Here is a 14,274-nt window from a genome sequence, read left to right as displayed (position 1 = left end):
TAATGTTCAATTACAACATCTAAAACTCTAAAAAAAACCGCATGCCAAATAAGGAACTGGTATGATTATTCCCTATTTATTTTTAATATTTTTAATGATCTCCAAAACCTGACTTACTTTAGCCTGTAAACCGTCAAAATCTTGTTTATCCAATATATCTTTTGAAATTAACTGCGAACCTAAACCAACACAAGTTGCACCGGCATTCAGCCATGAACTCAAACTTTCAACCGTTGGATAAACACCTCCCGTTGGCATAATGTTCGTCCATGGACATGGTCCTTTTATCGCTTTGATAAACTCTGGTCCGTAAATATCAGCTGGAAATAACTTTACAATTTCACAACCTAATTCTTCTGCTCTTGCAATTTCAGTAAGTGTACCGCAGCCTGGTGACCACAATACCTTACGACGATTACAAGCAATTGCAATATCTTCTCTAAAAACTGGAGTTACAATAAAATTTGCGCCCAAACTCATATAAAGTGAAGCTGAAGCTGCATCTGTTATTGAACCAACGCCAAGCATCATTCCTGGCAATTCTGCCAAAGCATATTTATTTAAGGCACCGAAAACTTCATGAGCAAAATCACCTCTACTTGTAAATTCCATTAAACGTGAGCCTCCATCGTAACAAGCTTTCAGTACTTTTTTGCTTAATTCTATATCAGAATGAAAAAATAGCGGAACCATTCCGTTTTCTTTCATTTGCTGTGCTACTTCAATTCTTGAATATTTTGCCATTTTTATTTTTTATCTTGAAACTAATGCCGAACCATCGCCATCAATCATATTTTCAACTTCTTTTAATGTTACCAAGTTATAATCACCTGCAATTGTATGTTTTAAGCAACAAGCAGCAACAGCAAAATCCAAAGCTCTTTGATTATTATTTTGATATTGCAGTAAACCATAAATTAAACCGCCCATAAAAGCATCTCCGCTTCCTACACGGTCAACTACAGGCGTTACTTCTTTAACTGCAGCGCTGTAAATTGCTTTACCGTCATATAAAATTCCACCAATTCTTTGGTGTGAAGCGCTGACAGAATAACGAAGTGTCGTTGCTGCAACTTTTAAGCTCGGAATCAATTCGAACAATTTATCATATACCACTGGAAGTGTTTTTTCGTCTTGATAATTCGGATTTACTTTAGGAATTCCTAACATAAAATAGGCCGTATCAATATCCCCCAATATAACATTGCTGTATTTCAGCATTTCTGGCATTACTTCACTTGGCGTTTTGCCATACTGCCACAATTTTGATCTGTAGTTTAAATCACAGGAAATCATAATTCCTTTTTTGTGTGCGACTTTAATCGCTTCTAAACAAGCTTCGGCGGCACTTTCAGAAATAGCTGGTGTTATACCACTCCAATGAAACCATTCGGCACCTTCTAAAACTTTATCCCAGTCAATATTTCCTTTTTGAATAGTTGCCATCGAACTGTGCGCACGATCGTAAACTACATTACTTCCGCGAGTTCCTGCACCTGTTTCAAGAAAATAAATCCCTAAACGTTCTCCTCCGTAAACAATGTTTTTAGACTCGACATTCATTTTTCGGATTTCTTTTAATGCCGAAAAACCAATTTCATTTTCCGGTAATCTTGTAACGAATTCTGCATTCACGCCATAATTTGCTAAAGAAACAGCTACATTAAATTCTCCGCCTCCGTACGTAGCACCAAATGCTGTAGATTGCGAAAAACGCAAATGTCTTTCTGTCGATAGACGAAGCATAATTTCTCCAAATGAAACTACTCTACTCATATTATATTTTTTATTATTTACCATTAAGATATTAAGGAAATTAAGTTTTTATTTTTAAATTCTATACTTAAAAAATTAAGTTTATTAAGCATTTCTGCTTCATTATCTTTTATTCTTAAAAATTAATTTTAAGCTCAAAACTTAATTTCCTTAATATCTTAATGGTTCAAAAAACTTTTTAAAATTTGAAATATTCTTTAGCATTGTTATATGAAATATCAGAAACTAGTTTTCCAATCCATTCCATATCATTTGGAAGCTCTCCGCGTTTGATTTCGTCTCCAAGAAGATTACATAAAATACGTCTGAAATATTCATGTCTTGGGAACGACAAAAAACTTCTAGAATCGGTCAACATTCCAACAAAACAGCTAATTAAGCCCATGTTTGAAAGCGCGTTCAACTGTTTAGTCATTCCGTCTTTCTGATCTAAAAACCACCATCCTGAACCAAATTGTACTTTTCCACGAACGCTTCCGTCATTGAAATTTCCGATCATCGTCGCCATTACTTCATTGTCAGCAGGATTTAGATTGTAGATTATCGTTTTTGATAATTTATCTTTGCTGTCTAACGCATTTAAAAAGCTAGACAATTTTTGCGCCTGCGGATAATCTCCAATAGAATCCCATCCAGTATCTGGGCCTAAAATTCTGTGCATACGCGCATTATTGTTTCTTAAAGCACCTAAATGAAACTGCTGTACCCATCCAAATTCATGATATGTTTCAGATAAGAATAATAAAACAGCACTTTGGAATTTCAATGCTTCTTCTGGAGATAATTCTCCGTTTTCTCTTTTCTTTTTGAAAATTGCGCTCACTTCATTTTCAGTGAAATTTTCAAAATAAATTTGATCAAGTCCATGATCACTTAATTTACATCCATTTGCATTAAAGAATTCAATTCTTTTTCTCAGTGCTGCGCGTAAATCAGTATAAGTTTCAATCGCGATGCCAGATACTTCTCCTAAAGTATCTACATAGGCGTTATATCCGTCATTTGAAATTAAAATCGCTTTATCAGGTCTGAAAGCTGTACTCATTTTAGTTCCAATTGGATTTTGAATCAGTTTTTTATGAAACTCCAAATTGTCGATTGGATCTTCAGTTGTACAAACCAATTCAGCATTTACTTTTTTAAGAAGATTTTGCGTGCTGTATGCTTGCGAATTTATTTTTTCAGACGTTTCGATATAAATTTTCTCAGCCGATTTTTCATTCAAAAGGTCATAAATATCAAAATAACGAGCCAATTCTAAATGCGTCCAGTGATACAAAGGATTACGCATTGTGTACGGAACTGTTTTTCCCCAGTTTAAGAATTTATCTTTATCTGAACCATTTCCAGTAACAAATTGCTCGTTGATTCCTAATGTACGCATTGCACGCCATTTGTAGTGATCTCCGTTAATCCAAACCTGAGTTATGTTGTCAAAGATTTTGTCTTCAGCAATAAACTGCGGATTTAAGTGATTGTGGTAATCAATAATTGGCTGGTTTTTAGAATAATTATGATATAATTCTTCAGCAAATTTATTTTCTAGTAAAAAATTATCGTTTATGAATGTATTCGCGCTCATGTCTTTCTTAAGTAAAAATTGAGAATTATTCTTCGTTTGATGGTTTCCCGATAGTAGCAAGAATACCACCATCAACGTATAAAATGTGACCGTTTACAAAATCACTTGCTTTTGAAGACAAAAATATTGCTGCTCCAGCCAAATCACTTGGATCACCCCATTTTGCTGCCGGAGTTCTGCTGATGATAAAATCATTAAACGGATGTCCGTCAACTCTAATCGGTTTTGTTTGTTCTGTAGCAAAATAACCTGGTCCAATTCCGTTGATCTGAACATTGTATTTTGCCCATTCTGTTGCCATATTTTTAGTCAGCATTTTCAAACCACCTTTTGCAGCAGCGTAAGCAGAAACTGTATTTCTTCCCAATTCACTCATCATTGAGCAAATGTTGATTATTTTCCCTTGTCTTCTTTCGATCATACCTTTTGCAACATGCTTCGAAACAATAAACGGGCTTACCAAATCAATATCAATTACTTCTCTGAAATCAGCAACTTCCATTTCTAGAAGCGGAATTCTTTTAATGATTCCGGCGTTGTTGATTAAGATAGCGATTGGTCCAACTTCCTTTTCGATTTTTTGAACTGCTTCTGCAACTTCTTTTTCTTCGGTTACATTGAATTTATATCCTACAGCATTTATTCCTTCACTTTTTAATTCATTAACCGCATTGTCAATTTTTTCTTGAGAAGAATTTCCGTTCACCACAATTGTCGCTCCCGCTTGACCTAATCCTTTTGCCATTGCCATACCCAGTCCGTGTGTACTTCCTGTGATAAGGGCAACTTTTCCTTGTATATCAAATAAATTTGTCATTTTCTTATCTTAAATCTGTGATTTTACAAACATCCATATCTCCGTAATCTAAATTCTCACCTGCCATTCCCCAGATAAAAGTATAATTACTAGTTCCTGAACCAGAGTGAATTGACCAAGGTGGAGAAATAACGGCTTGATGATTATTCATCCAGATATGTCTTGTTTCTTGTGGCTGTCCCATAAAGTGACAAACTGCTTGATTTTCTGGAATATCTAAATAGAAATAAACTTCCATTCTGCGATCGTGTACGTGCGCCGGCATTGTATTCCAAACACTTCCTGTATTTAATTCCGTCATTCCCATCTGCAATTGGCAAGTTGTAACCACGCTTCCAATAATCATTTGATTTACTGTACGGTGATTTGCCGTTTCTACTGCACCTAAGTTTAATTTGTTTGCTTCAGCTAAACTTACTTTTACCGTTGGATAAGTTGTATGAGCTGGCGCCGAATTAAGATAAAACTTAGCTGGATTATTAGCATCAGCACTTTTGAAAATCACTTCTTTATTTCCACTTCCAATATACAAAGCATCTTTAAAACCTAACTCATAAGTTGTTCCTTCAACAACAACAGAACCGCTTCCACCAACATTAATAATACCTAATTCTCTTCTTTCTAAAAAATAAGGCGCTTTCAACGGATCAATTGTTTCCAGAGCCAAATCTCCTTTTACAGGAACTGCCGATCCAGCAATATATCTATCGTAATGAGAATAAACCAACACCACTTCATCTTCTTGCATTAAGTCGTCAATTAAGAATTCTTCTCTCAATTGTTGTGTATCATATTTTTTTACTGCTTCGGGGCTTGATGCGTATCTTGAACTATATTTTGTCATAATTTCTAAATTAATGTAATCGATTGCACAAATTTAATTTTTTATATTGAAATACCATAATTGAAACCAAAAAAATATTTCACTTAGCGTTGTTTTTTCTTTATAATTCTACTTTTTTCATTTTCGGAACCAATATATGCATGATGAGCCACGCTAATAAATAAGAGAATCCGCAAATGCAGAACATAATGAAATATCCCGTTTCAATTTTACCAATTTTAGTATAATAAACGAACATGTTTTTTTGAACCAGCAAGGTCAGCAATATACCGCCTAGCGCACCAAACATCCCTCCCATTCCTGTAACAGATGCTGTGGCTTTTTTTGGAAACATATCCGAAACTGTAGTAAAAATATTGGCACTCCATGCCTGATGTGCAGAAACTGCCAAACCAATAACTAAAATTGCCCACCACATATTTATCGTTCCAAGATATTGCGAAAATAAAACCGGCAAAACTGCAAACGCATAGAGCAACATACTTGTTTTACGAGCTTTATAAGCCGGCCAATTATTATTTATTAATTTTAACGGAAGCCAGCCACCGCCAATACTTCCAACACTTCCAATCATATATACAAGTGCACAAGGCCAAATAATTTCAGTTGCAGTTAGTTTGTATTGTTTCATTAAAAAGTCAGGAAGCCAGAATAAATAAAACCACCAAACTGGGTCTGTTAGCAGTTTTCCAATTGCGAAAGCCCATGTCTGACGAAATGATAAGAGTTTTATCCATGAAACTTTTTCCGTTGAATTCTCTTCAGCAACTTCAACTTGATCTGAAGTAATATATTCTAATTCAGCCTGAGACAAACGCTTTTGTTTTTGAGGCACTTCATACAATAAAAACCATAATAAAAGCCAAACAAAACCAACAATCCCTGTTAAGATAAAAGCCCATTGCCAACCGTATTTTTCTGCAATATGAGGAACTGTAAGCGGTACAATGATTGCCCCAATATTACTTCCTGAATTAAAAATCCCTGTTGCAAGAGCCCTTTCTTTCTGTGGAAACCATTCAGCTGTTGCTTTTATCGCTGCCGGAAAATTTCCTGCTTCTGTAATTCCTAAAAATACTCTCGCTATTAAAAAACCTCCCGTTCCAGTTGCCAATGCATGGCCAATTGCTGCTAAACTCCATAATCCTGTTGCAATTGCATAACCTAATTTTGTACCCAATTTATCAATGATTCCACCTGCAACCAGCATTCCCAGAGCATATGCAATTTTAAATGCAAGTTCAATATTCGAATAATCAATAACCTCTTGTTCTGGCGTCCAATGAAAAGCTTCTGCTAAAAAAGGCCTAAGGTAACTTATTACATTTCTGTCTAAATAATTGACAGTCGTTGCAAAAAAAACTAAACTACAAATAGTCCAGCGGTATTTTCCTATTGCTGCATTAGCTTGATTCATGGTTGGTTTGGTTTAAGTTGGTTGGTTAGTCAGTATAAATCTTTTTAAAGATCTTTAATTGGGCTATATTTTGGAACCAATGATTTCATTACTAACCAGCCTGCCAAATAACAAACAGCACAGATTGAAAAAATAATCATATATCCAGTGTTTATTCCATTTACAACATTTTGTCCTTCTGTTGTTAGTAACTTTAAGAACTCTTCTAAATTTCCTGCTCCTTTTTCAGCCAAAAAAGCCTTTTCTGTAACTGCATTTTGAAATTGCGGATATTTTTCCAATAATGGCTGACCATTTATAGTACTCCAATTTCTTTGCGTAAAATCAAATAATACGCCAGATCCTTTGTTTATAATTGTCGAACCAATTCCTCCTGCTAATCCTCCAATACCTGTAATCGTTGCGATTGCTTTCTTTGGAAACATATCTCCAACTGTAGTAAAAATATTTGCTGACCACGACTGATGTGCTGCACCTGCGATTCCGATAATGATAACCGGCACCCAATAACTAATATAACCTAAAGGCTGAGCAGCTAAAGCTAATAAAGGGAAAAAGGCAAAAATAAGCATCGCTCTCATCCTTCCTTCATATGGATTCATACCTTTTTTTTCTACAAAATAAGTCGGCAACCACCCTCCGATAATTGACAACAACGTAATAGCATAAAGAACAAACAATGGCCAAGCTGCCTGTGCAGAATCCATTCCATAAACTGAACTCAAATAAGCCGGAGTCCAGAATAAAAAGAACCACCAAACACCATCAGTCATGAATTTACCAAATGCAAAAGCCCATGTTTGTTTGTATTTAAAACATTCTTTAAAAGAAACCTTTGAAGAAGTTTCTGGAACAAAACCTTCTAATTTACTTTCAGCGATATCATCTTGCTGAATATAAGCCAATTCCTCAGCAGATACATTTTTATGCTTTTCTGGTTTATCATACATAAATATCCAGAATCCCATCCAAATAAATCCTAAAGCTCCAATGATAATAAAAGCCATTTCCCAGCCAAAAGCTTTAGCTATAAAAGGAATTGTAACTGGCGCCGCCAAAGCCCCAACCGTTGCGCCAGCATTAAAGATACTAGTTGCAAAAGCTCTGTCTTTTTTTGGAAAATATTCTGCCGTAGTTTTAATAGCAGCTGGGAAGTTTCCTGCTTCTCCGACAGCCAGAACAAAACGTGCAAAAATGAATAAAGTAACACTTACATTAATTACCAAGGCAGTATCCTGAACAGTACTTATTATTTCTTTTGATCCATGAAAGCCCACAAACCAATCTCCTGTAATTATTCCAGAAGTAGCAATACCACAAAAAGCATGAAGACAAGCTCCTATAGACCAAACTCCAATTGCCCACAAAAACCCCTTCTTTGTATCTAACCAATCTACAAATCGACCAGCAAATAATAATGAAACAGCGTAAAATATCGAAAACAAAGCAGTTATATCTCCATAATCACTATTTGTCCAGTGAAATTCTGGAGCAATAGAATCTTTCCAGGTTAAAGAAAGAACTTGACGATCTAAATAATTGATTGTTGTGGCAAAAAATAGCAATCCACAAATGCTCCATCGATATTTCCCTATTGATTTGCTGCTTTGGCTGGTAGTAACTGAATCTTTTTGGCTCATGGTTAGTATAAAAATTTATGTTTTTTAGTTAGTTAGTTTTATCTCTCAATTCGAATTTAAAAGCACTAAAAAACAAGGATTTAATACAAATAAAACAAATTAATGTAATCGATTGCACAAATATAGTTTTTAATCTTTATAATCCAAATAAATTATATAAAAAATTATTTTATTCGAATAAATAAACATATCGAATAAAAAAAATACCACAATATTACATATTAAACAATATATTTGTTAAATATCAAAGTGCTAAATTCATCCGTTTAAAGTACGAAAATTGTCCTGAAGCAAAAATGAATATTTGCCCCTATTCTTACGTTGTTTTTCCTTACCGTAAACTATATCAAACTATTACATTCTAAATCAAAAAAAATGAAAGCCATTTTTTATCAAAAACCATTCATCCTGCTCACTTTGTTTACATTAACTATTTGTCAACTGCAGGCCCAAAACCAAATAATTCCTTTATGGAGTAAAATCCCAGATGAAATTATTTCTGCAGATTACCAGGAAAAGCAAACTATAAAAGATGGGATCCTTCAAAGCACAAGTTTTGTTACAATACCAACTCTAAGTATTTTTATTCCAAAAGATGTAAAACCAAATCAGACCGCTATAATTATTTTCCCAGGTGGAGGATATTCGCACCTTTCAATGGATAAAGAAGGAACAAAAGTCGCAAACTGGCTGAATAGTTTAGGCATTACTGCCTTTGTTTTAAAGTATCGTTTACCAAGCGATTTAATTATGAAAAACAAAAATATTGGTCCGTTGCAAGATGCTCAGGAAGCTATTCGCTATGTGCGTGAAAATGCAGCAAAATGGAATATCGACAGCAATAAAATTGGTACAATTGGGTTTTCGGCTGGCGGACATTTAGCTTCAACTTTGGCAACACATTATGATGAGAAAACATATGAATCTGTTTCAAAAATAAGTGCGCGTCCAGATTTTTCTCTTTTAATTTATCCCGTTATTTCTATGGAAAATAACATCACACACAAAGGTTCACAAACCAATTTATTGGGAAATAATCCATCACAGGAAATAATTGATTCTTTTTCCAATGATAAAAAAGTGACACAACAAACGCCTCCGACTTTTTTAGTTCATGCTACCGATGATACAGCCGTTTTACCCGAAAATAGTATTAATTATTATCTAGCACTCAAAAAAAATAATGTTACATCAGAATTACATTTATATGAAAATGGCGGTCACGGCTTTGGCTTAGGCATTAAAGATACCAGCAAAAACTGGACAAAAGACTGCGAAGAATGGCTTAAAAGTCATGGATATTATTAAATAAAAAAAGGGTTTTTAAATTCAGCTAACGTGTAACCAAATCTAAAAACCCGATAAAAATTTTGACTTCTTGTATTTATCTTGCAAATTTATACAAGTACCCACGATCAAATGAATGTGTCAAATTTCAACTTACTGTGTTTCTCCAAAAACTAGTAACAATCAATAGAAATCTTTAAATGATGATTAAAAAAGGCAAAAACACCATAAATCTCTATTTCTATGCGACAAATTTACTTTCATGATTTGCTAAAACATTACGGTTTTCCTCATTCTAAAAAAATATTTTTATTTTTAACATTCGTATTTTATTTAAAACACTGAAAACAAAGAACTAACGTTTTAAATTTTAACTTATAAAAATTCAAAAAAAATACAAAACTTAACTTTTTCTTTACATTATTTCTTATTCTAGATTAAGTTGGAATCACGATTTAACCAATAAATTTGCTTTGAAAACTGAAATACTATGAAAACGCTTGAATTCTTATTGCTCGGAAAAAACGAAGCCATTTTAGCTATTTTGCTTCGATTAGTAAATGCAGATGAAAATTGGAATGCTGTTGCTTTTAACAATGAAAAAGAAGCACAGGAATATTTTCAAAATCATAAAATTGATATTGTTCTTTTAAGTTCTGGAATCGAAGACCATGTCGAAAAAGAATTTACTTCATTTTGCCTAAAACAACAACCAAATGTTGAAGTAATTGAGCATTTTGGCGGTGGAAGCGGTTTATTGAAATCTGAAATTATGCATCGATTATATTTAAAGGGAAAACTTTAAATTTGTTCAAACCAAAGCCTTAAAAATGGAGAAAACATATTCTGTTGTATTTCATCCTTCACCAGAAGTTATTGATGCTATCAAGACAATGAAGGATTTTTTAAGAAGTAAAATCAAATGGTACAACAGTTGCAATTCTGTAGCACATATTACAATTTGCGAATTCACAATCGAGGAATCACAACTTAGCATTTACACCAAAAAACTTTTAAAAACTTGTGACACATTTACTCCTTTTCAAGTAAGTCTAAATCATTTTTCAAGCTTTGAAAACAGTGGTGCTTTTTTTATTGCTCCAACTGAAGATTCAAAAAACAATCTAAAACCCATCATGAAAAAGATTCATGAAACTTTGAAATCTTTAAAGCTAAAAAAAAGTGATGAGCCGCATTTATCTATTGGAAGAAGATTAACTCCAGAAAACCTTAAAATAGCTTCTGAACTTTTTACCACAATTGATCTTCAATTTGAATGCAACGAAATTGTTTTAAGAGAATTTGATCCCATAGTAAAACAGTTTTTTGTAATTGACACAATTCCCTTTGGTAATAATCCAGAACTTGAATTTGTTCAGGGAAGTCTTTTTTAACCACAAAAAAAGGAAACTTGAAACCTGAAACTTAAAACTAAAAAAAACAAACTTATATTTTTCGTATATTTGAATTTTACAATTCATAACAATATGAAATCTCTAGATTCATTTTATAAAGACATTACTGAAGGCTCAAGCGTTGAACCAAATTCATTGTTGCCAAATGATATCCAAAAAGAAATTGGTCATTTTAATGTTTTTGATATTAAAGAGCTTCTGGAACGTATGAAAGGAAAACCTGGAATGCCTTATGACAGAAGAGCTTATTACAAAATAAGTCTTATTAGAGGTCACAACAAAGCTGAATATGCTGATAAAGTAATTGAAATAGAAAAACAGGGATTGTTGTTCGCCACTCCAAAAATTCCGTATAACTATTTACCGCAAGACACCAATCAAGGTGGACAATTTTGTGTTTTTACCAGTGAATTTTTATCCAAAAATAAAAGCGGAATTGACTTAGATGAGCTTCCAATTTTTGCTTCAGATGGTTATCCAATTTTTCAGCTTTCAGACGAAGAAGTTTCTGAAGTTGAATTGATTTTCAATAAAATACAAAAAGAAATCAATTCGGATTATATCTATAAATACGATTTAATCCGAAATTATGTTGCGGAATTAATTCACTTTGGACAAAAATTACAACCTATTACGGCATTGTATTCTAAACATAATTCTGCAGCACGAGTTTCCTCTTTATTTGCCGAATTATTAGAGAGACAATTCCCGATTGAATCTCCGCATCAGAAATTAGAATTAAGGACTGCGAAAGATTTTGCAGCCCGATTATCCGTTCACGTCAATCATTTAAATAAGGTTTTAAAAGAAAATACAGGAAAAACCACAACCGAATTAATTAGTTCAAGATTGACCAACGAAGCCAAAATCCTTTTAAAACAAACGGATTGGAACATTTCTGAAATCGCTTATTCACTTGGTTTTGAAGAATTGGCGCATTTTTCTAACTTTTTTAAAAAGCAAACTTCTTTGACGCCTTTGGCTTTTAGGTCTTAATTGTTTTGTTTCAGGTTTCAGGTTTCAGGTTTCAGGTTTCAGGTTTGAAATCTATAAATTAAAAATTTAATACGTGATTTGAATTTTGCAAACATCGGTTTGATATTTACAATTCTCCACATCTACTTCACTCCTACCTTTGTCTTATCAATTTAAAAGATCGAAAAGATGAATTTATCAAACAACAAAATTTTAATAACAGGCGGTGCAAGCGGTATCGGGCTTGGGCTTGCCGAACGATTTATTCAGGAAAACAATACTGTTATAATTTGCGGAAGAAGAGAATCGGTTTTAAATGAAGTGAAAGCTAAATTTCCTTCAGTTATTACCAAAGTTTGTGACTTATCTGTAGAAAAAGAGCGTATTGCACTTTATGAATGGATTTCTGAAAATCATCCAGATTTAAACGTTTTAATCAATAATGCAGGAATTCAGAAATGGGTTTCAGTTACAGATGCTGAGTTCTACGAAAGTATGAAATCAGAGCTTACCACTAATATTGAAGCTCCATTACATTTAACGTCTTTATTTATTCAGTTGAAATCATTGACAACTGTAATGAATGTAACTTCTGGATTGGCATTTTCTCCTTTTGCGAAAGTTCCGGTTTATTCGGCTACAAAAGCATTTTTCCGCTCGTTTACACTTTCACTTCGTCATTTGCTAAAAGCGAAAAATATCGAAGTAATTGAAATTATTCCACCAGCATTAAACACAGATTTAGGCGGAATTGGTCTACATGACGCGCACCCAAGCGTAAGCAGTTTTATTGAATCAATCTTTGAACAACTAAAAGAAGGAAGATCAGAACTTACTTTTGGAACCAGCGAAACAAGATTAAACGCTAGCGCAGAAGATTTAAGAAATCATTTCAATGCAATGCATAATTAATGGTAAATGATAAATGGTAAATTGTTAATTAAAAAGATAAAGCATTTGACATTTCACCATTCACAATTAACCATTCACAATTAACCATTCACAATTAACAATTCATAATTAACAATTCATAATTAACAATTAAAAAAACATGGCAGTAAATACAAAAATAGCTCTGGTTACAGGAGGAAGCAGAGGTTTAGGGAAAAATATGGCAATTGCAATTGCAAAAAAAGGAATCGACGTAATCATAACTTACAACAGCAAAAAAGAAGAAGCTGATTCAGTAGTTAAAGAAATTGAAAACTTAGGGCAAAAAGCAGCTTCACTTCAATTGAATGTTGCTGATTCTGGGACTTTTGATTCTTTTTTTGAAGAAGTAAAAACCGCGTTAAAAAATACTTTCAAAACGGACAAATTTGACTTTTTGGTGAATAATGCAGGAATCGGGATTCACAATTCATTCATTGGAACAACTGAAGCTGAGTTTGATCAATTGACTAATATTCAGTTTAAAGGTCCGTTTTTCTTGACCCAAAAAGCATTAAATGTAATGAATGACGGTGGCGGAATTGTAAATATTTCAACTGGTTTAGCACGATTTTCTTTCCCTGGTTACGCAGCCTACGCTTCTATGAAAGGTGCGATTGAAACTTTAACCAAATATCAGGCAAAAGAATTGGGCGCAAGAAAAATCAGAGCAAATGTTGTGGCTCCAGGCGCCATCGAAACTGATTTTGGCGGAGGCGTTGTTCGCGATAATGAACAAATGAATCAACAAATTGCTTCTGTGACTGCTTTAGGAAGAGTTGGTTTACCAGACGATATTGGTGGCGTTGTTGCATTTTTATGTACCGAAGATGCACGCTGGGTAAACGCACAGCGTATTGAAGCTTCAGGCGGAATGATGCTTTAATTAATGGTTAATTGTTCATGGTTGATGGTTAATTATCAAACTCATAACTCATAACTCATTATAAAAAACAAAACCCGACAGTCGTTAAAAACTGCCGGGTTTGCCTTTTTAAATATATTGAATTAGTAAGCAAGTATATTTCAATTTTTCTCGATAGAGACATTAAAGTCACCATCTTTATCAAAAACAACATCATAAAATTTTGAGTCTTTAGTAACTCCAACTTCATACGTTGTTTTATTTTTATCATCAACAACAACCGCAATTTCTTTAATGGCTTTTGGCGAATAATTCTTCTTTAAATAAGTCTGCGCATTAATTGGCAGTTTACTTAAAGGAATTTGAAGTTGGAACGCTTTCAAAACTCCTGAATTATCATAAATTGCCACTGCTTTTGTGTTTTTATCTTTATTGAATTTCGCTTCATAACGAACTTCGTCATCATCATCGCCAACATATTCTTCAGACCAAACCGCAGTTTTTCCGGGATATTCTTTCTCAAAAGCAAATCGTACCTTTTCCGGAGGCGTTATTACTTTCTTCATGTTTATGCCTTCTTGCGCAAAAAGAAAACCATTGAATAAAAAAAGAACAATCAGCAAAAAATTTCTCATAATTCCTCATTTACAAATTAATAGCCTTGAAATATCGTATTAAAATTACTACTTTTAAATGAAGATTAAATGAAGGCCTTCAAAAAAATTA

The 14,274-nt window shown here is 33.6% G+C and carries 14 protein-coding genes; 6 read left to right on the top strand and 8 right to left on the bottom strand.

Annotated elements, in window-relative coordinates; translation table 11 throughout:
* Positions 1-72 precede the first annotated feature (72 nt).
* From ACNFIH_RS21580 to ACNFIH_RS21550, 7 genes are all read right to left on the bottom strand, one after another.
* Entirely contained in the window at positions 73-744 is a 672-nt protein-coding gene (locus ACNFIH_RS21580) for a bifunctional 4-hydroxy-2-oxoglutarate aldolase/2-dehydro-3-deoxy-phosphogluconate aldolase (RefSeq protein ID WP_426484731.1), read from the bottom strand.
* A gap of 9 nt (positions 745-753) precedes the next feature.
* The gene (locus ACNFIH_RS21575) at positions 754-1,776 is read right to left on the bottom strand and encodes a PfkB family carbohydrate kinase (protein WP_426484730.1); all 1,023 of its coding nucleotides are present in this window, start codon (positions 1,774-1,776) and stop codon (positions 754-756) included.
* Positions 1,777-1,954: 178 nt separating this feature from the next.
* Positions 1,955-3,358, bottom strand: coding sequence for a glucuronate isomerase (gene uxaC, locus ACNFIH_RS21570; protein WP_426484729.1), 1,404 nt, complete (start codon positions 3,356-3,358; stop codon positions 1,955-1,957).
* A 25-nt stretch (positions 3,359-3,383) separates the two neighbouring features.
* Complete coding sequence (locus ACNFIH_RS21565) at positions 3,384-4,175, bottom strand: gluconate 5-dehydrogenase (protein ID WP_426484728.1); 792 nt, start codon at positions 4,173-4,175, stop codon at positions 3,384-3,386.
* A 4-nt stretch (positions 4,176-4,179) separates the two neighbouring features.
* The gene (kduI, locus tag ACNFIH_RS21560; RefSeq protein ID WP_426484727.1) at positions 4,180-5,019 is read right to left on the bottom strand and encodes a 5-dehydro-4-deoxy-D-glucuronate isomerase; all 840 of its coding nucleotides are present in this window, start codon (positions 5,017-5,019) and stop codon (positions 4,180-4,182) included.
* Between the two features lie 100 nt (positions 5,020-5,119).
* The gene (locus tag ACNFIH_RS21555; protein ID WP_426484726.1) at positions 5,120-6,436 is read right to left on the bottom strand and encodes an MFS transporter; all 1,317 of its coding nucleotides are present in this window, start codon (positions 6,434-6,436) and stop codon (positions 5,120-5,122) included.
* Between the two features lie 44 nt (positions 6,437-6,480).
* Positions 6,481-8,076: an MFS transporter gene (locus ACNFIH_RS21550; RefSeq protein WP_426484725.1), complete on the bottom strand. Its 1,596-nt coding sequence runs from the start codon at positions 8,074-8,076 to the stop codon at positions 6,481-6,483.
* A gap of 375 nt (positions 8,077-8,451) precedes the next feature.
* On the opposite strand from ACNFIH_RS21550, the gene ACNFIH_RS21545 reads away from it, so the two are divergent.
* The 6 genes from ACNFIH_RS21545 to ACNFIH_RS21520 all read left to right on the top strand — a co-directional run bounded on the left by ACNFIH_RS21545 (position 8,452) and on the right by ACNFIH_RS21520 (position 13,569).
* Positions 8,452-9,384, top strand: coding sequence for an alpha/beta hydrolase (locus tag ACNFIH_RS21545; RefSeq protein WP_426484724.1), 933 nt, complete (start codon positions 8,452-8,454; stop codon positions 9,382-9,384).
* Between the two features lie 469 nt (positions 9,385-9,853).
* Positions 9,854-10,168: a hypothetical protein gene (locus tag ACNFIH_RS21540; protein ID WP_142452182.1), complete on the top strand. Its 315-nt coding sequence runs from the start codon at positions 9,854-9,856 to the stop codon at positions 10,166-10,168.
* 25 nt (positions 10,169-10,193) lie between these two features.
* Entirely contained in the window at positions 10,194-10,757 is a 564-nt protein-coding gene (locus tag ACNFIH_RS21535; protein ID WP_426484723.1) for a 2'-5' RNA ligase family protein, read from the top strand.
* 93 nt (positions 10,758-10,850) lie between these two features.
* Positions 10,851-11,774: a helix-turn-helix domain-containing protein gene (locus ACNFIH_RS21530; protein WP_426484722.1), complete on the top strand. Its 924-nt coding sequence runs from the start codon at positions 10,851-10,853 to the stop codon at positions 11,772-11,774.
* A gap of 168 nt (positions 11,775-11,942) precedes the next feature.
* Positions 11,943-12,665: an SDR family oxidoreductase gene (locus ACNFIH_RS21525; RefSeq protein ID WP_426484721.1), complete on the top strand. Its 723-nt coding sequence runs from the start codon at positions 11,943-11,945 to the stop codon at positions 12,663-12,665.
* A gap of 139 nt (positions 12,666-12,804) precedes the next feature.
* A complete protein-coding gene (locus ACNFIH_RS21520) occupies positions 12,805-13,569 on the top strand; it encodes an SDR family oxidoreductase (RefSeq protein ID WP_035651014.1) in 765 nt (254 codons plus the stop codon).
* A gap of 140 nt (positions 13,570-13,709) precedes the next feature.
* On the opposite strand, the gene ACNFIH_RS21515 is transcribed toward ACNFIH_RS21520, so the two are convergent.
* Positions 13,710-14,114 (bottom strand): hypothetical protein, encoded by a 405-nt coding sequence (locus tag ACNFIH_RS21515; protein ID WP_238568004.1) that lies wholly within the window; start codon positions 14,112-14,114, stop codon positions 13,710-13,712.
* Positions 14,115-14,274: the final 160 nt, after the last annotated feature.

The sequence above is a fragment of the Flavobacterium sp. 2 genome (assembly GCF_049949195.1).
Taxonomy (GTDB): Bacteria; Bacteroidota; Bacteroidia; order Flavobacteriales; family Flavobacteriaceae; genus Flavobacterium.
The sequence above is the reverse complement of the archived record's forward strand: the minus strand, read 5'-3'. Positions and strand labels throughout refer to the sequence as shown.

Coding starts and splice junctions, on each gene's coding strand:
- ACNFIH_RS21580 (WP_426484731.1), bottom strand. CDS start 744: ATGGCAAAATATTCAAGAATTGAAGTAGCACAGCAAATGAAAGAAAAC.
- ACNFIH_RS21575 (WP_426484730.1), bottom strand. CDS start 1,776: ATGAGTAGAGTAGTTTCATTTGGAGAAATTATGCTTCGTCTATCGACA.
- uxaC (WP_426484729.1), bottom strand. CDS start 3,358: ATGAGCGCGAATACATTCATAAACGATAATTTTTTACTAGAAAATAAA.
- ACNFIH_RS21565 (WP_426484728.1), bottom strand. CDS start 4,175: ATGACAAATTTATTTGATATACAAGGAAAAGTTGCCCTTATCACAGGA.
- kduI (WP_426484727.1), bottom strand. CDS start 5,019: ATGACAAAATATAGTTCAAGATACGCATCAAGCCCCGAAGCAGTAAAA.
- ACNFIH_RS21555 (WP_426484726.1), bottom strand. CDS start 6,436: ATGAATCAAGCTAATGCAGCAATAGGAAAATACCGCTGGACTATTTGT.
- ACNFIH_RS21550 (WP_426484725.1), bottom strand. CDS start 8,076: ATGAGCCAAAAAGATTCAGTTACTACCAGCCAAAGCAGCAAATCAATA.
- ACNFIH_RS21545 (WP_426484724.1), top strand. CDS start 8,452: ATGAAAGCCATTTTTTATCAAAAACCATTCATCCTGCTCACTTTGTTT.
- ACNFIH_RS21540 (WP_142452182.1), top strand. CDS start 9,854: ATGAAAACGCTTGAATTCTTATTGCTCGGAAAAAACGAAGCCATTTTA.
- ACNFIH_RS21535 (WP_426484723.1), top strand. CDS start 10,194: ATGGAGAAAACATATTCTGTTGTATTTCATCCTTCACCAGAAGTTATT.
- ACNFIH_RS21530 (WP_426484722.1), top strand. CDS start 10,851: ATGAAATCTCTAGATTCATTTTATAAAGACATTACTGAAGGCTCAAGC.
- ACNFIH_RS21525 (WP_426484721.1), top strand. CDS start 11,943: ATGAATTTATCAAACAACAAAATTTTAATAACAGGCGGTGCAAGCGGT.
- ACNFIH_RS21520 (WP_035651014.1), top strand. CDS start 12,805: ATGGCAGTAAATACAAAAATAGCTCTGGTTACAGGAGGAAGCAGAGGT.
- ACNFIH_RS21515 (WP_238568004.1), bottom strand. CDS start 14,114: ATGAAGAAAGTAATAACGCCTCCGGAAAAGGTACGATTTGCTTTTGAG.